We start from the raw sequence: 20,584 nt of genomic DNA, 5'->3' as shown, positions 1-20,584 counted from the left end.
TTTTTTATGGCGTTGTTGATTGAGGGTCGGCGTTGCGCCGGGCCGCTGCGGCCAGCGCGGCCGAACCCGCCAGCACCACGCCCCCCAACACGAACGGGCTCCACCAGCCGAGGTTGTCGAACAGCGCACCGCCGATGCCTGCTCCAGCCGTGATCGCCATCTGAATGGTCGCCACCATCAACCCGCCACCGGCCTCTGCATCGTCGGGCAGCGTGCGGCTCAACCACAGGCCCCAGGCGACCGGCGCCGGTGTGGCGATTAGCCCCCAGACAGCGAGGACAATGGCAACCGCCTGAGGCGAATGGCCAAGGCCCGTGAGCGCCACGGCAAGCACCGCCATCACCAGCGGGATCGCGATCAGGTAGGCATACAGATGTTTGTGCAGCAGCCCGCCGATCAGGTACGTACCGGCCAGCCCGCTGGCCCCCAGCAACAGCAGCATCAGGGACAAGGCGGTGACGCTTACCCCGGTGATCTCTTCCAGAAACGGGCGCAAGTAGGTGAAGACGGCGAACTGCCCCATGAACAGCAGCATGATGGCGGTCATGCCGATGGCGACTTGCGGGGTGCGCAGCAATCGAAAGGGATTGCGCGCCCGACTGTTCGGCTGGCTGCTCATGGCCGGGAGGCTCAGCCACTGCCAGACAAAAGCCAGAGCGGCGAGCGGGATGACCAGAAAAAACGCACCTCGCCAGCCGATGTACTGCCCCATGAAGCTGCCCAACGGCGCGGCGACCGTGGCGGCCAGCGCATTACCGCCATTGATCAGCGCCAGGCCTTTGGCCACGGACTCCTTGGGCACCAACTTCATCACAGTGGCTGTCGACATCGACCAGAAGCCGCCAATGGCAACGCCAAGCAATGCACGGCCGGTCATGAACAACCCGCCGTTGGGCGCCAGCGTGACGACCAGACCCGACACCAGCAACAGCAGGCTGAAGCCAAGCAAGACATGCTTGCGGTCAAGATGCCCGGTCAACGATGTGTTCAACAGGCTGGTCAATACGGCGAAAAAGCCGGAAATCGAAATCGCCTGCCCCGCCTGGCCCTGGCTGATGCCAAGGTCCTGCGCGATCGGGGTCAACAGGCTGACCGGCATGAACTCCGAAGCAATCAGCACCACCACACACAGCGCCATCGAAAACACTGCGCCCCACGCCGGCGGGTGCGAGGTTTTCGTCGGCGTCCCCGTGGTTGATTCAAATGCACTCATGCGTCACTGACCTGCCGGTTATCAAAATAGTCGGCACAGGTTAGGGCAAAGGTATTAGGATGATTAGACGTCGTAATTTCCACGCGCTTGTGAGGAAGACTCAGCAATGAGCACACCAAAACTCAACGACCTGCAGGCTTTTCTGATGGTTGCCCGGGAACAGAGCTTTACCAAGGCCGCCACCAAACTGGGCGTCACGCCCTCTGCCTTGAGCCATACGATGAGAGGGCTTGAAGAGCGCATGGGCCTGCGGCTGCTGGCGAGAACCACGCGCAATGTGGCGCCCACCGAAGCGGGTGAGCGACTGATGCGCTCGGTCGGGCCGCTGCTGGATCAAATCGCTGCGGAAGTCGAGGTGTTGGGCGAACTGCGCGACAAACCCGCCGGCACCATTCGCATCACCTGCTCCGATGACGCCGCAGAAGGCATCATCAGGCCCATGCTTGCGGGGTTTCTGGCGCAGTATCCGGATATACAGATCGAGATCTGCATCGATTATGGCTTCACCAATATTGTCAGCGAACGTTTCGATGCGGGCATCCGACTGGGCGAATCCATCAGCAAAGACATGATCGCCGTCCGCCTCGGCCCCGACTGGCGCTTGTCAGTGGTGGGTTCTCCCGCCTACTTCGAGAAACACCCGGTGCCGGTGCAGCCACAGGACCTGACTCAGCATACCTGTATCAACATCCGGCACTCGCCAAACGGAAGCTGCTACGCCTGGGAGTTCGAAAAAGACACCCACAAACTCAATATCAGGGTCAACGGGCAGTTCACCTCCAACAGCATGATCCATGTGCTGAACGCAGCACTGGACGGCGTCGGCCTGGCCTACGTGCCGGACTCAATGGCCAAACCGCATATCGCCAGCGGTCGTTTGAAGGAGGTGTTGGTCGACTGGAGTCCGTACTTTGAAGGCTTTCATTTGTATTACCCGAACCGGCGACAAGCGTCGCCGGCGTTCAGTGCATTCGTCGAGGCAGTCAGGTATCGGGATCAGTACCCCATCACCTGACTACTGCGCGGCTTTTAAAGCCTCTGCGACCTTATCAAGCGAACCCTGGGCAGGCTCGGCAAGCAGTTTCAGCTCGGTGGTTTTGCCACGCACCACCACCTGCATGGCTTTTGGCGCCCCCTTTGCGTCACCCACGATCCGGTAAGCGGTGTCGCCGCGCACAAAGCTCAATACGTGACTGGCAGCGTCGTACTTCAGCTGCTCACCTTCAGCCTGGGGAAACAGCAGCCCGACCTGACTCTTGCTGTCCACTGCCGCGTAGAAGACCGGGCTTGCAGCCCCTGAGCGGAACAACACAATCTGCTTGCCGGACGGCGCGAGCCTGAACGACAAAAGAATCTCACGTTGCCCGTCTTCCTCCCAGACGATGCGGGTGGTGTGCGTCATCTTGCCATTCTGATTGCGACTGACTGTTTCAGTCGGCAGTCCCGACCCACCGGTATGGTCAAGGACCGTCTGCGTTTCCAGAACCGGCTCACCGTCACGAACGGTGTAAGTGGACATCTGGTGCCAGCAGCAACCGTCTTTGGTCATGGTCTCGATCTTGCGGGCTTTCTCATCCACGCTAAACAGGCCGCAGTTGTTTTGCGCCAGTTGGGTAAACGAATCGCTGTGCCGAAAACCACCGGACGTGCCGAGAAAGACCTGATACGAGGGGCCGTGATAGCAGCTGTTCTGCCCGTCCATCAAGGCCAGATCCTTGATGCCATCAAAGTTGAAATCCTGATAGATCAGTACGCTCTGTTCGCCATAGGGCAACTCATGCACGTTGGCTTTGACCTTGCCGGTTTTCGGGTCAGTACCCAGAACCAGCTCATCGGACCGAACCCGGAGCAGCTCAGCCCCGCTGGCCTTGTCGTAAACGCTGATCACGCCAGGACGAAACACATCGCCGCCGGCTGAGATATCCAGCGTCGCCCGGTAACGATCGGAGAAGTCCTGCACGGTGTAAGTTTCCCGAGGCGATTGCTCGAAGGCTTTCACATCCATCTCGCCATAGGCAGTCGGCACACCAGCCACACAGCTCAGCGTTGACATCATCAGCGCTGCCCCTGCGATCCATGCTCGTGAACAGCGCCACAAGGTACCGTTTTGAATGTTTGAGATCTGCACAGTGTCTTTCCTGCTGTGGATGATTCGATGGCTGACGAGTGTATTCCGTTTCAGTGTCATCCCAGGACGTTACGATGCGCTACTCATGGTCGGAATGCATCGCGCAGACCGATTTTGCCAGCCATCGCCCGACCGGACACCGTTAATGTTTTAATCGTCTCCCCGTTTCGCAAAAGAACTTCGTTTTAATGGACATTCACTCGCTTTGGCTCAGGACCCAGGAACTCTGGGACATGCTCGATCAGCATCCGTGGGTACGCACCGGGCTGGCCCTGATCCTGCTGATGACCACCGCACTGGTGCTGGGCCGAGTGGCGCGTTTTCTGGTGCTGTACACCGTGAGAATGCTGGGCCGTCAGCCTTCCCTGCACTGGGTCAACGACTTCCGCCATAACAAGGTTTTCCACCGGCTGGCGCAGATGGTGCCGTCGCTGGTCATCCAGTTCGGCCTTACACTGGTCCCGGGCTTGAGTACTGCGGGCAGGAACGTCATCGGCAATATCGCGATGGCCTTCACCATCCTGTTCATGACCCTCGCCATCGGCGCGCTGCTCAACGCGTTACTCGACATCTACGCCCGCACCGAACACGCCCGCACGCGCTCCATCAAGGGTTACGTGCAGCTGTCGAAGATGATTCTGTATGTCTTCGCCGGCATCATCATCGTCGCCACGCTGATTGATCGCTCGCCTCTGCTACTGCTGTCCGGCCTCGGCGCCATGTCGGCGGTCATCCTGTTGGTTTACAAGGACACCCTGCTCTCCTTCGTCGCCAGCGTGCAGTTGACCAGCAACGACATGCTGCGCGTCGGCGACTGGATCGAAATGCCGCAAGTGGGCGCGGATGGCGACGTGGTGGACATCACCCTGCACACCGTCAAGGTGCAGAATTTCGACAAAACCATCGTCTCCATCCCGACATGGCGCTTGATGTCCGAGTCGTTCCGCAACTGGCGCGGCATGCAGCAATCCGGCGGACGGCGCATCAAACGCAGCCTGTTCATCGACGCCAGCGGCGTGCGCTTCGTGCGCGACGATGAAGAACAGCAACTCATGCAAATCCACCTGCTCACCGACTACATCGGCCGCAAACAGGCCGAACTGCTGGCCTGGAACCAGGCACAAGGCAACGTCGCAGAAATGTCCGCCAACCGCCGACGCATGACCAACATCGGCACCTTCCGCGCCTACGCCCTGGCGTACCTGAAAAGCCACGTCGACATCAACCCGAACATGACCTGTATGGTTCGCCAGCTAGAGCCCACCTCGCAGGGCATCCCGCTGGAAATCTACTGCTTCACCCGCACGACGGTGTGGGTGGAATACGAGCGGATACAGGGGGATATTTTCGATTACCTGATTACGGTGATGCCGGAGTTCGGGTTGAGTTTGTATCAGCAGCCGAGTGGGGCGGATATGCGGGTGGGGTTGCGGGGGGAGACGGCGCGGGTGGGGGCTACACCGCTGGCAGAGCCGTTGCCTACAGAACATTCAGGCTGAACGGCGCAGATAATGCGTAACGCGTTGTGCAGGTGATGACCTAACCCTTCGTCCATAGCTAGCGTCCGTAAGGCCTTGAAAAGTAACCTGTCATGAATGGTCATCTTTGGTCGATTGCAGTCTTTCATGATGTACAGCTATCGGCCAAAAATAGACGGCCAGCCCACCATATTTCTTCAGGCAGAAGCTGCCGACAGGAAGGTAATCTTGAAAAGCATTTAAACTCACTTGGCGGTGTCCCAGACGTCAACATACGGAAATAGATTCGTGCAGATTCATATTATCTACACCCGAACAGTCATGTTGCTCTCCAGGCATCCTTACCAATCATGGAGAGAAATTCAAAATCAGTACCCTGACTACATGACGTCGCTCGGCCCTTGGGAAGAAGATACAGTCATCGAATACCTTGCAGATGAATACCCAGAGCTCTACCCGCATCCGCAAGAGCAAGTCAATGCGTTCATAGCGGATACTCAAGAGACAAGAGTGCTTACCTTTGCCACGTAAATAGTCCTAGCGAACATTTCGGAAGCTCACCCTCGACCTCCGCTTCGGGTTGATAGGTGCCTTCCGCTCCGACAATGGCACGTCCTGCTCTCCTGTCAGATCAAACCTCATGACCTCCAGTTCAAGGGTATTTCGAACACTTTAGCAACCCGAGCCAGTTTCTCGGCGGATCTGGCAGAGATAGCGAGAGAAGGCTCTTTGATCATGTAGAACAGATGTTCGAGTGCGACACCTGCCTCGCCGTGCGCGATGTAGTCCAGAACGATCTCTGCCCCCTTCTCAAGACCAGACTGTGCCAGTGGATGATTATCAGGCAGGGAGCTAAGCTGCGCATATGCAGCGGACATCAGTGTAGAAACCTCATCCAGCACTTCTAGGAGGTCTTCACGCAGAGCGGTACTCAGCTGATTCATTCGCTTCTATCCATGTCGTCATAGGCTCAGTTTTGTGCCACTAATGGCCGAAGAGTCGCAGCACAGGCTACATGACGGACGGCTTTCGGCCCAGCGTGTGTAAAAACGCTGTCCTTGGCGGAGCATTATAAGGCTATGGTGTATTGTCGATCGCTGGGGCTAGATCGATTCAAAAAGGATGAAAATGATGTTGACTGTCGAGAGATTGACCAAAATAGCAATGGCCAATCCATCAAACGCTGAAATCATCTCACGCTTACCTTCACTCGGCTTGAATCAATGCATGCTCACTGCTGGCTGCCTGTTCCAAGCCGTCTGGAATCATCAGTGTCACCTGCCGTCAGCCTGGGGGGTGAAAGATTACGACGTTTTTTACTTCGACAATGATCTGTCCTGGGAAGCAGAGAATGAGGTCATCGACTCTGTTCAGCGCCTCTTCCAAGACCTCAAAGTTAACATTGAGATCAAAAATCAGGCTCGCGTTCACCTGTGGTACAGACAGCGGTTTGGCGGGGATTATCCTCAGCTTCAGTCGGCTAAAGACGGGATTGATCGCTACCTAATTGCCGGTACCTGCGTTGGTTGGGATGTTGAAACTAGCGAAGTTTATGCTCCCAATGGCTTGGCCGACATCGAGCAAGGGCTACTTCGTATCAACCCAAAGAACCCCAAGCCAGATATGTTCGATCAGAAGGCGAAAAGTTATCAAGCTCGCTGGCCTTGGCTCAGGATCGTAGTGTAGATTCGGTAGACAAGCGCTTAACATTTTCAGCGGGCAAACAGAGAGTCAGTTGATGAAATACCAGTCGCGAGTGCATAGCGTGCTAGTAATAGCAGGCTTTGCTATTGCACTTTTACCTGCCACCTTAAGCGCCGCCTTGGGATTACTGTTGGCGATCTACGCGTTGCCTATAATTTTCATGGCCCCATTTTTGCTCATACCGATGGCGGCAGGTCTTTGGGGGTTAGTGTCTGGTTGGAGGCTCTTTCTTTTTTTCAGATCCGGTACAAATGAGCCGGGCGTCGGGTGCTGGCTCGGGGTGGTGGTTTTCATAGTCGTAACGCTCAGCAACAGCCTTTTCGGGGCTAGACCGAAGAATGAAATTCCATACCTATCCATTGCAGTAGGCTTGCACTGGCTGTGGCTGTATTGGAAAGACTTTTTGTTGGGCTGGCAGCGTGCGCCAGCACAGCGCGATTTACCATGAAAATAGGTATGATTGAAGCGCGGATGCTACTTCCTGAAGACCGTGAGCAGTTTGTAAAGGAAGCACAGTAGAAAGGTGTGCGTGCAGGACCTAGAGCAGAGGTGATCACTCCTTCGAAAAAGAGTCGCCTTAAGCCTTTCCGTCTTTATTGGCCTACGTGGCAGGCATAGCAAGAAACGCCCTGGAGTTCGCATAATTGCGGGCTTCGGGCTCTCGGTCAAAAAATTGGCTGTTCGCAGGTTCGTTATGCAATGGGAAACGGGCGGCGTCGATTATGAGCTTGACCTGGTCCGCGCGGCTGAGCGGGCATGATCCATAGGCGTATCTCAAGGATGCGCTGACGAGGTTGCCTAGGCAGAAAGCCAGTAAGGTCGAGCAGCTATTGCCGCATTAATGAATACCTGACTAACTTGCAGTACATTCCGGATAGGCGTTCTCTTCGTTGGAGATCATCTCAGGAAAATGCTGCGCCTGAGGCCTGCTACGATGCTTGCGACAGCGCACGAGTAACTCCAGCAGCCATCTCTTCCGCACTATTTGTGCCGTCAACTTGCAATACTGGAGACGCTTGTCCCAATAGCCATCGCTCGTGCCACGCCCGATTTCGTCCTGAAAAGTCCGGATTATCGTATTGCGAAGCCCATTCCCTGAATCCCGCATGTATTTCATGCATATCACCTCCGGGCGCTATACGTTCGCCAAAGCGTGATTTTTCACGAGCGTCTAACCGTTCCAGTCGGACGGGTGTTGGCGTCACAACGAATACGATCAAATTGACTTGAGTCAATAGTGCATCTCCCCAGACCATACAAGAACCCGTTAGTACCCAAGCCTCGTCGCCAAGCGCTTGCTGGATCAAGGGCACACGTTCGCTGGCAGGCCGCTTGGTCGTAAAAGGCGGGTTCGTCGGCATCCAAAAATAATCATCGACGTCGGCGTGTCGCAACCCGAGTTGCACGGCGAGGTTCTGACCTAATGTGGTTACACCCGCACACGAGGCGCCCGTAATATAAATTCGCATTTCTTCCTCTATGCATGTAGGTCGGTTTATGGGGCAGAAGATACGTAAGCGTCTAGACAACACACCTCTACGAGGCCTTCGCGTCATTCGGTTTCGATGATAGCTCGCTTCCTCTATGCTTCTCGACTTGCCTAAGGATTAGTTGGAACAGGAGAAGGTGTAACGGCATGAGAGCAGATAAATCTTGTCCTGTGGTTCTGCGAGTCAGTGAAACGCTAGAGATCCTGGCATTTGAGCATCCTTTGGCAGGGCTACAACTGGTCAAGGGCAGTGTGGAACCAGGTGAGCCAACCGACTTGGCTGCCGTGCGAGAGCTGAGAGAAGAAGCAGGGATTCAATCCGCAGTAGGGCGAAATTTGGGTGAGTGGCGTGCCATTGAAACAGGTCATACGTGGGTATTTCATGAGTGTCATGTTGCCCAAGACCTTCCCGATATCTGGGTGCATTTTGCAGAAGATGATGGGGGCCATGAGTTCAGATTTTTTTGGCATCCACTAATGAGTGAGCCTTCTGAAAGATGGCATCAGATTTTCAAGGATGCTTTAAGCTTTCTCAGGACTGCCCTTGCTGAAGTGTAAGTGTGTATTTAGCTCTTCTTGAATCAGCCAGGCCGGCGCCACCTATGAGGTAGCAGTTGACCGATTTCACTCGCCCGCTGTGTCGGCAGCCGTGTCAGCACATCTTTCAGATAGGCATACGGATCATGGCCATTCATGCGTGCCGATGTACAGCGGCTCCGTATGACGAGCACAGCCTCCATGCTCTGCAGGCCCAGCTCGCCTCGATTTGCTGCCAGAGATGATAGTGGACGTTTTTCTTGAAGCGGGTGACGACCAAGGCCTGTACGGACGCCAGAATTCGATGGGGGCAGACAGCGATGGTCTGCGCATGGCCATCTTTCCCTTGATGGAAGATTTCGGCGGAACCATTCTTGAACTGATTCGAGATTACCAAGAGAGCTTTCCATACGAATACTACGCGGTGCAGTTCTCCGCCTTCTCCGGCGCCACCCACGTCAGTTATACGGGTGGGGTTGCGGGGGAAGACGGTTGGCCACATCACACCGGGCGAAGGCGCTGGCTCACAGCGAAGGAATAAAAAACAGATTTCTTTGATAAAAAACTGAGGTAAAAGGCGAGATTCCACAAGGCGTCTCGCCCCCATGCTATTTCTTCTTACCTCCACTCGGCGGTTTTTTTGGAGTGGGCTTGTCCTTTTCCTTTACTGTCTCTCTGGGCCTCTTATCTGCTTCCTCCTTAGTGACATATTCTCCCGTCACCGCATCGCGATATCGTGTTGGCATAATCAAGTCCTCAAGCGCACGTCGCCACACCAGCGACTCATTCAAGAATAGTTCAGAAGAATGGGTAAGCAAGGGTCAGCAGCGGAGTATCCTCACGAGATGCTGTAAAAGTCGTCGTCTGGGGGAAGACTGATTAGCGCTATGCCGTGAAAAGGGATCGGGTCTGGAGTTTTTGCTCTACGGCAAACCTTTATTTGAGCGCCTCACAAATAAAAGCCCAGTCACGATGGCCAGAAATTTACAGAAAGAGTGTGAATGTGTAATTGCGTTTATGTAACCACCTGCTTGCATTCGAATTGACCAGTCATTTCCATTCGTGCTGACCAGCCGATTGCTTTGCTAATGACCGCTCAGTTTCATGCGATCTAACCACCTAGCCCTAGTGTTGTCCTCATAATTTGGATGAAGGAGCAACCGCCTAAGCTGAATTTCGCACAGGAAGTTTTGGAGCGTCGGTGGGGTTCGTTCTCAGAAGAGCTCTAGAGAGCCGAGCAAGGAACCACAACGTTATTTACGAAAAGGCTAGCCATTAGGAGAGTTGATTTGTAGAGCGGCGCATTAGTGTCGTTATTTAATCGCGAATGTTATACTGCATCGGCAGTAAAGTCTCAGCAACTCTACCGAACTAGCTTTATTGGACTGTTCTTAAAAGTAAAAAAGGAGCAGAATAAAGTCTATTGCTCTACCCTACTCCTGACCACTGATCTCAGCTCTAGAACTCTATCACACTTTCGACCCTAGGCCTTAACATAGTTTATAAACGATTCTTTTACCTTTGTAGCGACATCGTCACCGCGAAGATAAATACCGATCTCATCATAGTTATCTCCAGTGGTTGAAGCAGAGAGCCAATTCAGACTAGTTATAACGGCGTTATCATGATCCCACGTTAAAATTTTAGCATGAATCATAGGTCGACTAGCTTTCTCTATTTTTATACCCTGACCTGCTAGTCTTTCAGAAAGCGTGGCAGCATCGGCAGACTTCATTCCCCCACTCAGCGCCCCATAATAAATCTCTGCAGAGATAGCATTGGGAGCTCCGACGGACGCTATTAGAGGTGCAATTATTGGGCGGTCAGCAAAATGACTGATTCGATGACTGCATACAAATATTTGATGAGCCGCCTCGTCGCGTGCTTTCCTTATGAATTCATGATGTTGACTTTTCAAAACTAACTGCACACCAATCCCCGCAACTTCTGAAGCTTTAGGTCTAGATATATCCATCCCCGTTTTTTTTATATTTCTAGCTAATACGGCAAGCTCTCTACTCAAATTATTCGAAACCCGAGACAATCCTCTCGCGAGGCGGCTAGCTATAGTTAGCATCTCAACAACTATCTGAGTATTTTGAATGCTGACAGAAGCTTCGAATCTATTAAAGCCGCTTGCGAGCCAGTTGCAGGAGCCTAGAGTTACAGCAAATTCATCGTCATGATCGTCGGCGATAATGAATTTTGAGTGAGAATTAGTCGGCTCGACGTGAACCACGAATAAAGTACCCAATCCCTCGTTCTGAATCCGACGATTCAGGCCATTTAGATACTTTAGGGTCTCCTCGTATTGTTGAATCTTGACTGCTTCGTCTGGTTCCACATGTCCCCATAAAATATCTATCTGAACATAGCGCCTAGCTGCATCCATCAAATTTGGTATCAATTTCTCCAAGTTTGTTGGATTTATAAATGTAGAATGTATAATTAATCTGTTCTTCGCGTTACTGATCATTTTTATTAGGTGTGCCTCGTGCTCCTCTGGCCCTAACACCAATTGGTATTGATCCACTGCAATTCTATGCTCCACATACAGATGATCTATCGATGCCCCCTCGAACGATTTAAAAGGGAGTGTATCGGGGCTTTCTATAGATGACTGTAAATTACGCATATCAATATGCTCAGACATTTTTCGAGCAGACTCGATAATTTGAGCCCTAAGTTCCGGCGAGATATCTGGCACGCCAGATATATAGTCGTGTTCATCTACAACTGCTATCGCATATCTGATATTTGAACTGTACGGTCTCTCAAGAGCATGTTCCTCGTAACCGATAACTTCCTCATCATCTTCAGCAACACATTCCAATACATCAATTAGATCAGGTTGAGTTCGTGCATTTCTAATTATAAGTTCCGATGTTATACTAGCTTTATTACGAAGAATTTCTGCAATTTTAAAGTCGCTATATATTTGAAAACTTTGTTGCCGACTTCCCACTCGATAACACTGCCCTGTAACAGGGTCAATTATAAATTGCCGAAACGAGAGTATAGGGTCTTTCTCTATTGGTAATTCATCACTCGACGCAACAACTAAACCTCGATCGGTTGCTTGAAAAAAGTAGCCTTGATCGTTCTTTACTAACTGCACCCATCCTACACGCATAAAAGGGATCATAATCTCTATAATCAATCGCCGAGGCAAATTGGACTGATCCGCCAATTGCTGCGCAGAGCATGGCTGCTGCACTACTTCCTGAAGTAAAAGGTGATCTACGGCGCCCCAGTTTTGCCCCTTAAGAATTTTAAATCGATGTTGCCCCTGGCAGAATGGAACTTTAACGATTACCGGCCTGAGTGCTGTCGACATGTTATCTACCATCCTTTGGCTTGTTTCTACGTGACGTAGTTAATTCCTTGATCAACGTGGCATTTTTACTGGCTTTATTTTGAATATCGCGAACGCCAGTTGTATAAATTGATTGCCATGGAACAACTGCAAGCTTTCCGTTAGACTCATATTGTTTTAGCTTGGCTACCAGTCGAATCAAGAACTCACTATTTTTGTGCTCAGGAACATTTTGCGTGGCATTGATTTTTTCCGCCCATGCCCTAATGAACTGTAAGGACCCCACGATGACTAGTTGATATCTTGCGCGACTAAGCAAGACGTTCATCCGACGTTCATCTACCAAAAAGCCCAACGCACTGCGCAAGCTACCCTTATCATTATTTCTGACCAAAGATACTACAACGATATCTGCTTCACTGCCTTGGAATCCATCAACAGTGCTACAAAAGCTTTGGTGATCATCAGGCTTTGAAAATGCATCGAGATTTGACAGGAAACGGCTAGCTGGATCTTGTTTAGTTAAAGCCTTGGTAAGACGATTAACCTGTTCTGCATATGGCGACAAAATAGCGAGCTTCGGCTTCCTCTCAACACCATTGGAAGCTCTTAGTCTTTTTAAAATCTCAACTACTACTTCTGCCTCTTTCTTATTGTGCCATCGTGGAAGAGAATCACCTTCTTTCATGGTCTTGGTTGTTTGCACATCGGGCATGTCGATCCAGACTACAGCGGCAGAGCTCTTAAGTTCCGAAGGACTTGTAAAAGAGAATGGCCTAGGATTAGGCACACTCAAAAAGTGATCAATTTTTTGGCGATCTGTTTCGAGCCCCCCACTATAGAACACCTCGGAAATGATATCCGCGATATCGGGGTGCATACGGTGCTGTACACTCAGCATGCTGCCTATGGCTTTTCGACTAGTCGTAGAGCCAAAAGCGGCTTGATACGCTGCGGTTTCACCTTGCTCGTCTTTAACAAGAGTCTCAAATAGCATAAGATTTCGCATTGCACTAACACCCATCTCCCGAATTTTTTCGTCGGTAGGGAACGCTTCATCTAGCATAGACTTAACTGCTTCACCTTTAATTCTTGAGTTAGATATCTGCTCTGATTCCTGAAGCACGGTTCGCAATTTTTCTACATCAGATAGTATTGCTCTAGTTTCAGTTGATCGATAAGGGGGTAGTTGTTTGTGATCACCAATCATTAGTCTTCGATGAGACAGGAGTAGAGGGCTTAGAAGTTCGATCCCAGTAACTTTTCCTGTTTCCTCCATAATTGACCAATCAAATTGAGCCTTATCACGGATCATTCGCTCGACTTGTTCTGAATTCGTCGTTGAAAACACCATGTTAGCTGATCTTAGGAGTTGATTTATCAGCGGGTAGCGTTTGGATTTTACGCCATCCAACATTTTTATTATTGAACTCTTGACCTCAGAGGACTTTGATCTCTTAAACAAGTCACTCGCTAACAGTCGTCCCAAGTACTCCTTGGCTTTGATGTCAGCATCCGAAGTTTCATTTTCGTCATCTTTATCTTGCTTGCTACACCGAATTATTAAGAGCTCATCTCGTGTGGATGCATATGACTGCGATGAAAGCGCCGTGTCAATTTCATGGTAAAGATGCTGTACAGTGGAATGACTTTGAGCTGTAAGCAGAACTCGGCCATCCGGTTCTTGCTCAAACACTTGTTTGATCAATGAAGTAACGAGGTGTGTTTTGCCTACTCCAGGTGGACCCTGCACCAAATACATAGGTAGCGTCCGGAGGATTTTCTTAAAAGCTGCCTGTTTTGACTCATCTAGTTTTTGGTAAGTTTCGTTCTCAGGAACTGAATCTTGAGTCGTGAGGAGATTTTGCTGAGGGTGAATCAGAACGTTCATAAGTTCAGCGTGTGTTTCTAGAGTGTCTAGGGCTTTTGCACGTCGCCCTAATTGACGAAACGTACCTTGCAGAGACTCCGGAGCGATGAAGTATTGCTTAAAGTTCGCAGGTGCGGTCCTAGAATTAAATACATAGATAAGCTGATCTTCAACAGTTGTTTCATATTCCTGAAAAGTTATTACCGTTTCATTCTCATCTTCTTTAGCAAGGAAGGAGTTCCCGACTAGACTCCAAGTGATCGTTTCAAATTCGCCTTCATTCTTAATAAGCTTTTTCTCAAGTCGAGCAGCGGGAGCCTCTAGCCCCATAGAATGAGACAGAGCTTCAGCGTCAGGCGAACGGATACTGGCAAATTTTATTTTCCAGGTTCCGTCCTCAACCATAACTTTCTCTAAAATTTCTACGGGGAAAATTTCGGCACGAGCGTAAGAGATTTCAGTAAGATGGCAGGCTGCAAGCCCTTGAATCAGTGACCGTTGCTCTGGTGTTTTTGAGTCCGTATCTTCATCAAATTTTGCGTACACCGTATTCCAAGTGGTTTGAGAAAGGTCTCCAGGCGCTGTCCGATACAAATGTCTAGCCTCAGGAACCGTATAGAGCTTTATTTGTTCAGATCTCAAATCAATAGTAGTCTTCTCTTGGTACATCCAGTGCGCTGGCTCCAAGTAGCCTTTCTGACATGTACCAATCTCCCAAGTGTACTCTTGAGTCTTCGGATTCACCAAGAAACTCTCAACCTGATAAATTAATTGCTTACCTTTAATTAATAGCCTTTTTTCAGCTTTATTCTGTGTAGTAGAGAAAAGCAACGTAGGATTATCAGAAAGGTCTTGGTAAATGAATTTTTTAACCTCGTCAGTCTGATCGTTAGAAATGGTTACACCATGTTTTTCTTTGTACTTTTGCTGCACTAGAAAAAATATAGGAAATGGCGCCCTAATGCTTTTGGCATCAGGATTAATGTTTATAGCGAGATCGTATACTTGAGGCTTCTTATTGGTGATATTTTTCAAGGATTCGATTATAGCTTTGGTGGTCCTCTCTATTAGATCGCCATTTAGAGCACTGTGTGGGTTATTTGCCTGCATTGGCATTATGCCCACTAGCGCTCTTATCATACCTATTTCGCTTAACATTAGCCCCGTTGACTCTACTAAGTCACCAACAGAGCCCGACAAATCCTGTACTTTATCAATCGCCAAATTTAGTAGATTGGCAATGAGCATTCCAAGATCGGCCCAGTCAGTTGCAAATGAGTAGATCGTCGAACTGTTATTATCTACAGATATTCCAATGGGTGCGGTCGTTAATGTAGGAACCCTAATAGACCATTCGAAACCCGTCAATTGAAAGTCAATCAGATTATCATTAGATTCGGATTGACTCAATAGAGAGTTGGAATCCAGATGACGGTGTAAAAGACCTTGAGCGTGTAGTAGCTCGATGGCTTTCACAACTCTTAAGATATTCTCCCAAAAAACAATCCGCATATCGGGTGTGCGAAGTCGCTTCAACCAATGGGGTTTCAATTTTAAAACTGCGGTTCTTTCAAGTATGTTACTCAATGGTAGCCGCCCTTGAGTGTCAAGAACCAAATAAAATCCATTTACGCCTTTTCCCGAATCGACCAAGGATGAAACGTAGTCACCAACGCCCGGATATCCTTTCAAGCGGTGAAGCTGACGAAGCTCATGAAGCCAAATATCCTCAAGATCATCATCATTAACATCCGGAGTTCGAGGCCAATATTTAATTAAATATGGCTCTCCATTTTTCTCTGCGCTGATCAGATTCGGTTGGCCTGAGTTAGGCTCCGCCTCAAATAAAAAAGAGTCGTAAATCTCGTAACCGCTCTGCAGCAAGTCCTTCTGAAGCTCTTCCATGCTTTTTCCTTGTTAACTATTACAATCCCAAAAAAACGTATCAAGTTATAGGATCTTGCATATTGTTTTGCACACTTCTACATGCCGATTATGTGGGTGCTGAGCTTTTAGAAGGGTGGGTGGACCAACAGCGAAAAACTTCATTAATGAGCATAATCAAATTCCTTTTGAGCGTATGACTAACACCACAATGACAAAGATATCACATTGCCACCATCATGCCAAATTTTGTTATTTTATTAACTATCGTCGACTCGGAATTACGCGAGAGATAAACTTAAGGCGCCAGCAGCGCTATATGATACATACACGATACCAAATGGCTAAGAAACCAGTAATTCGCCGAATCATCAAGTTGAGGGAAAATTCTATTGATTGACGCTGGGGCTAGCGCACAAAGTGTTAGATTGCGAGTCACAAGCCCCTATCTGTCAATACACAGTTATGTAACTGGATCCGGCCTACGGCTCACCAGGTAGTACATCGCTGTGCTGGTGGCAATTCGGGTCAAGCTCGATTCTATCTATGTCAGCAGACGCGTCTCTAATTACGTAACAGCGAGGTGATTCGATGATTAATGCACGTACACAGGTCACGTTGGAATCAATTCCATTGCGCTCGTCTTCTTCAACTCGAGTTAAAGCGATGTGGTGATCCCGATGTTTTAACAACGTGAGCGGATAAAAAACGCTCCGATTTACCTCCAAGAATGCACGTCCTTCCCCATATCCTAAGAGATGTAGCCTATTCAAACTTTTTGATCAGATCAGCGGGGATTTCATTAATATCGGTTCTTAACTCGAACTGAGGCCTCATGGCGTGCTGGTCGTCGAGTCCCATGGCGCCATGCATCAACTGCCCATTACTTTCACTCTATGCTTCCATGGCAAACATTTGCCACGTCGTTGAGGTGTTTGATAAACCATCAGGTTGAGATATGCCGATGCGTGTATGTAGTCAGTGTTGGTCATCCATAAGGCCAAGTGAGGGAGCAACCCTATCGGTAGAAGCGCCGAATGAAAAACCTCTGAGCCTTTGCTGTAGAGATATGTAGTGTCTATATCTAGCGCTTGTAGCGTGCTCACGGCACGAGGATTCAGTTGCCCGCTTGAGAAGTAGCCCGAACTTACGTCAGTAAAGTGAGCGAAGGCTTGGTGTTCGAATGGATGCTCGCTGAACGCGATTCTGAATTCAGTACGCCAAGCGTAATGGCCGGATAGAATTGAATCAGGTCCCCGTCGTGCTTGCGTTTGTGAAGGAAGCTTTGAGCCTGGCGGGGGGGGGGGTAGTCGTTTGGGCGGCGCTCCGGAGCGGCGAGCAAGGAATCGCAATTTAACGCGCTAGATGGCTAGGCTCTGTACGAAAAGTGGCTGCGCTCGGTGATGCTGCGTTAAAAACAGGCTCAGAATGCTCATTTACAACACACAGACTCCGCTCCCTCGCCTGTTTTTGCCTTGCCTGACCTTCGCTCACCGGCTTTTCGTACAGAACCTAGTCATTCGAAGAGTTGATTCGAGATTGCAGCTACACGCATCAAGAGAAGCCGTGGCTCACTGACCAGGCCACTGGGGAGGTCTCGCACGCCCAAATGTTCGTGGCTATGACCTTGCCCCCGAGAAACGTATCCCTTAACCCGGCGTCGGGGTTGAGTATCTAAGGTTGTTGCATTTGCCAGCTCTGCTCGTAATGCATCGGACTTACGTAATGAAGCGTCGAGTGCAGGCGCTCTTGGTTGTACCACAGCAGCCAGTTCATGACCTCGTCCTTGGCGGCGCGCCGGGTTTTGAATTTCAGGCCATGCAGGCGCTCCACTTTCAATGAGCCAAACACAGTCTCGCTGCACGCGTTATCCCAGCAGTTGCCACGTCGGCTCATGGAACTGGCGATCCCGTAAGCCAAGAGGGTATTTCGGAAGTCGAAGCTGGCGTACTGACTTCCGCGATCACTGTGAAACAACAACCCTGAGTCCTTCTGCGGATGGCGCTTGAACCAGGCCATGCGTAACGCATTGATCACCAAACTGCTTTTCATCCGTTCATCCATCGACCAACCCACAATCTGACGGCTGAACAGGTCGATAACGACGGCCAAAAAGAGCCAGCCCTCATCGGTCGGGATGTAGGTGATGTCGCCCACCCAAGCCTTGTCAGGCTCTGTCACGGCGAACTGACGATCCAGCAGGTTGGGTGAAATAGGCAAATCATGGGCACTATCCGTAGTGACCCTGAAACGTCGTTTGCCCTTGCCGTAAATACCGTGGAGCTGCATCAGTTTCTGCACTCGTTCCTTGCCGACACGAACACCGTCGGCCAACAAACACTGCCAGATCCGAGGCCAGCCGTAGCTGCCACGGCTGCGGGCATGAGCGACGCGGATATGCACGAGCAATGCCGTGTCGCTGACTCCTCGTCGAGGACAATTGGCTGCACAGCGGACTTGGTGGCCGTGAAAGTCGGTAGCACTGACACCCAGCACCCGGCATTACACGCCAATAGGCCAGAGACGCCGATGATCAAAGATGAATGCGTACTTCAGCTGGATGCTTTTGCGAAGTACGCCGTCGCCTTTTCCAGAATGTCGCGCTCCATCTTGACCCGCGTCAGCTCAGCTCGCAGACGGCTTATCTCCATCTGCTCGGGGGTAACAGGCTTGATGTCAGCCCCAGTGAGCCTGCCTTGACGATGCGCCTTGACCCAGTTGAACAGGGTCTGGTCGGACATACCCAGAGAGCGGGCAGCGGCAGCAAGCGTCAGGCCGGTATCAACCAGTCGCACGGCCTCAAGCTTGAACTCGAGGGTGTATTTAACGCGATCTGTCTTGGACTTAGTCATGTCGTATCCTTGCGGCTATTGAGGCACCTGGCAAGGGATACGTTTTTCAGGGGCAAGGTCACTATCGATCTTTGATTGACCCTTTTCGAGAGTGCCCCCGGGCTTTCCTTACGCTCCAAGTAGCGGTCTAACAGAGGCAGGACACGGGTTAGCATGCGCCTCAGCACGCGAGCGAATATCTGATGTTCAAATTGATACTCGCTAAACGCGATTTGGGATTCAGTACGCTAAGCGTAATGAGCAGGATAACTGGTCAGGTCGAATGCAATTAAGTGGTCAGTGCGAATGCAATCAACTGGTCAACAGCTATGGAATTGGGTGGTCAGATCCTAGGTGATTTTCCATGAACCCAGTCATCGTGTAAAAGCGCCTTTTACAGGTGAAGATCGTCAAATCTAGAGGTGCCCGAGAAATTGGAGTGAAGGATTAAATATCTTTATGTTCCGACGAAGTCGATAGATCGGTGACGCTCTAAGAAGCACATTCCTCGCTTACACGTTGGTGTACCTGAAGCGCCATACCGACATCACCCCGGCCTGCCCCGCAGGCCTCTCCTGCCATAGCACTCTTCAATAGATGGCTAACTTTGGCAGATTTTCACGCCTATACATGCGCACAGAAAATAGTGCCATTTCCTACAACCGGTCACGGCATCAAGACGCAGACAGCGTAAAACTGAATGCCTAACATTCGTTCTTGTCTCGTTTGAAGCAAAGCAGGTCATGGCTAAGATGCTTTCACTTTCTTATACCACCGCCACTCGTGCGAAATGTGACCTTCAAGTCATCTACAGCATAAGCAGCACTCACTATTGCCAAACGCATGAGTGTTGAAATCATACATAAAGGATTATCATGAAAAAAGTATTCATCAGCGCCGCAATTGCTACTTCCATGCTGGGAATGTCTATGGCCTCTCAAGCCATGGAGAACTGCCCGTCCATTGAAAAAATCCAGAAGGTATCTACGGGCGTCTACCGTGCGAACGGAACGGACGGCGAGTGGACTGGCATCCTTCAAGGTGCTGTGACAAAAGACGCCACAGTGCAGTCGTTTGATATGGCACTGGCCACTCAGGAAAGTAAAACCGGCCCACAGCGAATTCAGTACTGCACCTATAATTTGGGCGGCACTGACACCATCGACATGCGTTTTATTGCAACCAGCGGCAAACCTGTCACGGTAAAAACTGAAGGCAGTGCCTGGCAACAAGAAGAAGGACCGCTGGGTCTGACCTACAACGTGTGTGAGAAAACATCGCCCGAAAACTGCACCTTCACCCTCAACAAGTAACCCGATCTGATGTGTGAAACCCTTCAACTGGCTTGCAGATGCCAGTTGAAGGGCAATTTACGTCAGGTCATGCAAATCCTTGCCCAGCGCAGGCATGACTTCAAAATGGGAAAACACCACCTCCAGCCCTCCTCGCTCCGGGCTGCAGCACATTGGGCCTACTGCATAAACCTCACTCGCGGGAAATGACGCCAGGCGCAGCAGCGGCCAGCGCAGTCCGTCGCTGGAGTGCTGAATACGCAGCACGCCCTTGGCGACGGTGACTCGCAGCCAGAGGCCGGATGATGAATCATCAAACGCACCTGTGGCCCAATCGGATTGTCCGCAGGTCAGAACGCTGCCCAGCATCAGGGCGCCGTCGCTGACTTCAACACCGGTTTTGACCCAGTTGCGCTCGTCAATGCGGACCATCAAGCCCGCCTGATCGTAAAGCGTCTTGAAATCACCCTGCACATGCACTTGCGCGGTGAAATCGCCCGTCACCGAAACACTCAGAAAATGCCCCGTGTCGCGGCAAAAGCCGTAGTGCGTCTGTTGCCAGAAATCGGTTTGCGGGTCTGTGATGACTGTCAGACGCTCGTCCTTCAAGCTGCAGTGCCGAGGTTGGTTCAGCCAGATGCCTTTGTCGAACATGTCGCCTCCTGTGTGGGGTTGTCGAGGTTGACGGGCAGATTACTGAGTGGCCTGACCCCATCTACTCCATGCAGATAAGTACGTTCCCGATGATAAACATCAACCGGCAGCGCAGCATCTGACCACAACGCAAAACCTCATGCACCTTACCCTCCCCAAAAAAACGCCATTTCCTACGCCCCAAACCC

General features: G+C 50.8%; 15 protein-coding genes and 4 pseudogenes. 9 read left to right on the top strand and 10 right to left on the bottom strand.

Annotated elements, in window-relative coordinates; genetic code table 11:
* Positions 1–4: 4 nt before the first annotated feature.
* A complete protein-coding gene (locus BW686_RS01550) occupies positions 5–1,213 on the bottom strand; it encodes an MFS transporter (protein ID WP_084913895.1) in 1,209 nt (402 codons plus the stop codon).
* 106 nt (positions 1,214–1,319) lie between these two features.
* On the opposite strand from BW686_RS01550, the gene BW686_RS01545 reads away from it, so the two are divergent.
* The gene (locus BW686_RS01545) at positions 1,320–2,228 is read left to right on the top strand and encodes a LysR family transcriptional regulator (RefSeq protein WP_084913894.1); all 909 of its coding nucleotides are present in this window, start codon (positions 1,320–1,322) and stop codon (positions 2,226–2,228) included.
* On the opposite strand, the gene BW686_RS01540 is transcribed toward BW686_RS01545, so the two are convergent.
* Positions 2,229–3,269 (bottom strand): XAC2610-related protein, encoded by a 1,041-nt coding sequence (locus BW686_RS01540; RefSeq protein WP_256897980.1) that lies wholly within the window; start codon positions 3,267–3,269, stop codon positions 2,229–2,231.
* Positions 3,270–3,529: 260 nt separating this feature from the next.
* Here BW686_RS01540 and BW686_RS01535 point away from each other — a divergent pair, with 260 nt between their 5' ends.
* Together BW686_RS01535 and BW686_RS01530 are read left to right on the top strand one after the other, a co-directional pair.
* Entirely contained in the window at positions 3,530–4,840 is a 1,311-nt protein-coding gene (locus BW686_RS01535) for a mechanosensitive ion channel family protein (protein ID WP_084913893.1), read from the top strand.
* Between the two features lie 267 nt (positions 4,841–5,107).
* Positions 5,108–5,350: a hypothetical protein gene (locus BW686_RS01530; RefSeq protein ID WP_084913892.1), complete on the top strand. Its 243-nt coding sequence runs from the start codon at positions 5,108–5,110 to the stop codon at positions 5,348–5,350.
* Between the two features lie 107 nt (positions 5,351–5,457).
* Here the strand turns inward: BW686_RS01530 and BW686_RS01525 are convergent, their stop codons facing one another.
* On the bottom strand, positions 5,458–5,763 hold the full coding sequence (locus BW686_RS01525) for a MafI family immunity protein (protein WP_084913891.1): 306 nt from the start codon (positions 5,761–5,763) through the stop codon (positions 5,458–5,460).
* A gap of 184 nt (positions 5,764–5,947) precedes the next feature.
* Here BW686_RS01525 and BW686_RS01520 point away from each other — a divergent pair, with 184 nt between their 5' ends.
* The 3 genes and pseudogenes from BW686_RS01520 to BW686_RS01510 all read left to right on the top strand — a co-directional run.
* Positions 5,948–6,505: a nucleotidyltransferase family protein gene (locus BW686_RS01520; protein WP_084913890.1), complete on the top strand. Its 558-nt coding sequence runs from the start codon at positions 5,948–5,950 to the stop codon at positions 6,503–6,505.
* Between the two features lie 52 nt (positions 6,506–6,557).
* Positions 6,558–6,971, top strand: a complete 414-nt coding sequence (locus tag BW686_RS01515) for a hypothetical protein (RefSeq protein ID WP_084913889.1) — start codon at positions 6,558–6,560, stop codon at positions 6,969–6,971.
* Between the two features lie 220 nt (positions 6,972–7,191).
* Positions 7,192–7,365: pseudogene (locus BW686_RS01510) on the top strand (transposase domain-containing protein); the annotation flags it as partial.
* A gap of 87 nt (positions 7,366–7,452) precedes the next feature.
* Here BW686_RS01510 and BW686_RS01505 read toward each other — a convergent pair.
* On the bottom strand, positions 7,453–7,992 hold the full coding sequence (locus tag BW686_RS01505) for an adenylate kinase (RefSeq protein ID WP_084913888.1): 540 nt from the start codon (positions 7,990–7,992) through the stop codon (positions 7,453–7,455).
* 167 nt (positions 7,993–8,159) lie between these two features.
* Here BW686_RS01505 and BW686_RS01500 point away from each other — a divergent pair, with 167 nt between their 5' ends.
* Complete coding sequence (locus BW686_RS01500) at positions 8,160–8,570, top strand: NUDIX hydrolase (protein WP_084913887.1); 411 nt, start codon at positions 8,160–8,162, stop codon at positions 8,568–8,570.
* 23 nt (positions 8,571–8,593) lie between these two features.
* Here BW686_RS01500 and BW686_RS01495 read toward each other — a convergent pair.
* A pseudogene (locus tag BW686_RS01495) lies at positions 8,594–8,728 on the bottom strand (transposase domain-containing protein); the annotation flags it as partial.
* Positions 8,729–8,796: 68 nt separating this feature from the next.
* Here BW686_RS01495 and BW686_RS01490 point away from each other — a divergent pair.
* A complete protein-coding gene (locus tag BW686_RS01490) occupies positions 8,797–9,090 on the top strand; it encodes a hypothetical protein (protein ID WP_143514125.1) in 294 nt (97 codons plus the stop codon).
* A gap of 942 nt (positions 9,091–10,032) precedes the next feature.
* On the opposite strand, the gene BW686_RS01480 is transcribed toward BW686_RS01490, so the two are convergent.
* The 4 genes and pseudogenes from BW686_RS01480 to BW686_RS27285 all read right to left on the bottom strand — a co-directional run.
* Complete coding sequence (locus BW686_RS01480; RefSeq protein ID WP_179149133.1) at positions 10,033–11,886, bottom strand: phospholipase D-like domain-containing protein; 1,854 nt, start codon at positions 11,884–11,886, stop codon at positions 10,033–10,035.
* 1 nt (position 11,887) lies between these two features.
* Entirely contained in the window at positions 11,888–15,640 is a 3,753-nt protein-coding gene (locus BW686_RS01475) for a DEAD/DEAH box helicase (protein WP_084913885.1), read from the bottom strand.
* Positions 15,641–17,293: 1,653 nt separating this feature from the next.
* Positions 17,294–18,471: pseudogene (locus BW686_RS01460) on the bottom strand (IS3 family transposase).
* A 62-nt stretch (positions 18,472–18,533) separates the two neighbouring features.
* Positions 18,534–18,605 (bottom strand): annotated as a pseudogene (locus BW686_RS27285) (arsenical resistance protein ArsH); the annotation flags it as partial.
* Between the two features lie 720 nt (positions 18,606–19,325).
* Between BW686_RS27285 and BW686_RS01455 the strand changes: the two are divergent.
* Positions 19,326–19,763, top strand: a complete 438-nt coding sequence (locus tag BW686_RS01455; RefSeq protein WP_084913884.1) for a DUF3757 domain-containing protein — start codon at positions 19,326–19,328, stop codon at positions 19,761–19,763.
* A 57-nt stretch (positions 19,764–19,820) separates the two neighbouring features.
* Here the strand turns inward: BW686_RS01455 and BW686_RS01450 are convergent, their stop codons facing one another.
* Positions 19,821–20,396: a DUF1349 domain-containing protein gene (locus BW686_RS01450; RefSeq protein WP_084913883.1), complete on the bottom strand. Its 576-nt coding sequence runs from the start codon at positions 20,394–20,396 to the stop codon at positions 19,821–19,823.
* Between the last annotated feature and the right edge of the window lie 188 nt (positions 20,397–20,584).

The sequence above is a fragment of the Pseudomonas syringae genome, from assembly GCF_002157375.1.
Classification (GTDB): Bacteria; Pseudomonadota; Gammaproteobacteria; order Pseudomonadales; family Pseudomonadaceae; genus Aquipseudomonas; species Aquipseudomonas syringae_T.
Note: the sequence above shows the minus strand (reverse complement) of the source record. Positions and strands in the feature narration are given on the sequence as shown.

Excerpts from the sequence above, each read along its gene's own strand:
- BW686_RS01515 (WP_084913889.1), top strand. The coding sequence starts at position 6,558 with ATGAAATACCAGTCGCGAGTGCATAGCGTGCTAGTAATAGCAGGCTTT.
- BW686_RS01540 (WP_256897980.1), bottom strand. The coding sequence starts at position 3,269 with ATGATGTCAACGCTGAGCTGTGTGGCTGGTGTGCCGACTGCCTATGGC.
- BW686_RS01525 (WP_084913891.1), bottom strand. The coding sequence starts at position 5,763 with ATGAATCAGCTGAGTACCGCTCTGCGTGAAGACCTCCTAGAAGTGCTG.
- BW686_RS01455 (WP_084913884.1), top strand. The coding sequence starts at position 19,326 with ATGAAAAAAGTATTCATCAGCGCCGCAATTGCTACTTCCATGCTGGGA.
- BW686_RS01550 (WP_084913895.1), bottom strand. The coding sequence starts at position 1,213 with ATGAGTGCATTTGAATCAACCACGGGGACGCCGACGAAAACCTCGCAC.
- BW686_RS01520 (WP_084913890.1), top strand. The coding sequence starts at position 5,948 with ATGATGTTGACTGTCGAGAGATTGACCAAAATAGCAATGGCCAATCCA.
- BW686_RS01450 (WP_084913883.1), bottom strand. The coding sequence starts at position 20,396 with ATGTTCGACAAAGGCATCTGGCTGAACCAACCTCGGCACTGCAGCTTG.
- BW686_RS01505 (WP_084913888.1), bottom strand. The coding sequence starts at position 7,992 with ATGCGAATTTATATTACGGGCGCCTCGTGTGCGGGTGTAACCACATTA.
- BW686_RS01535 (WP_084913893.1), top strand. The coding sequence starts at position 3,530 with ATGGACATTCACTCGCTTTGGCTCAGGACCCAGGAACTCTGGGACATG.
- BW686_RS01475 (WP_084913885.1), bottom strand. The coding sequence starts at position 15,640 with ATGGAAGAGCTTCAGAAGGACTTGCTGCAGAGCGGTTACGAGATTTAC.
- BW686_RS01500 (WP_084913887.1), top strand. The coding sequence starts at position 8,160 with ATGAGAGCAGATAAATCTTGTCCTGTGGTTCTGCGAGTCAGTGAAACG.
- BW686_RS01480 (WP_179149133.1), bottom strand. The coding sequence starts at position 11,886 with ATGTCGACAGCACTCAGGCCGGTAATCGTTAAAGTTCCATTCTGCCAG.
- BW686_RS01545 (WP_084913894.1), top strand. The coding sequence starts at position 1,320 with ATGAGCACACCAAAACTCAACGACCTGCAGGCTTTTCTGATGGTTGCC.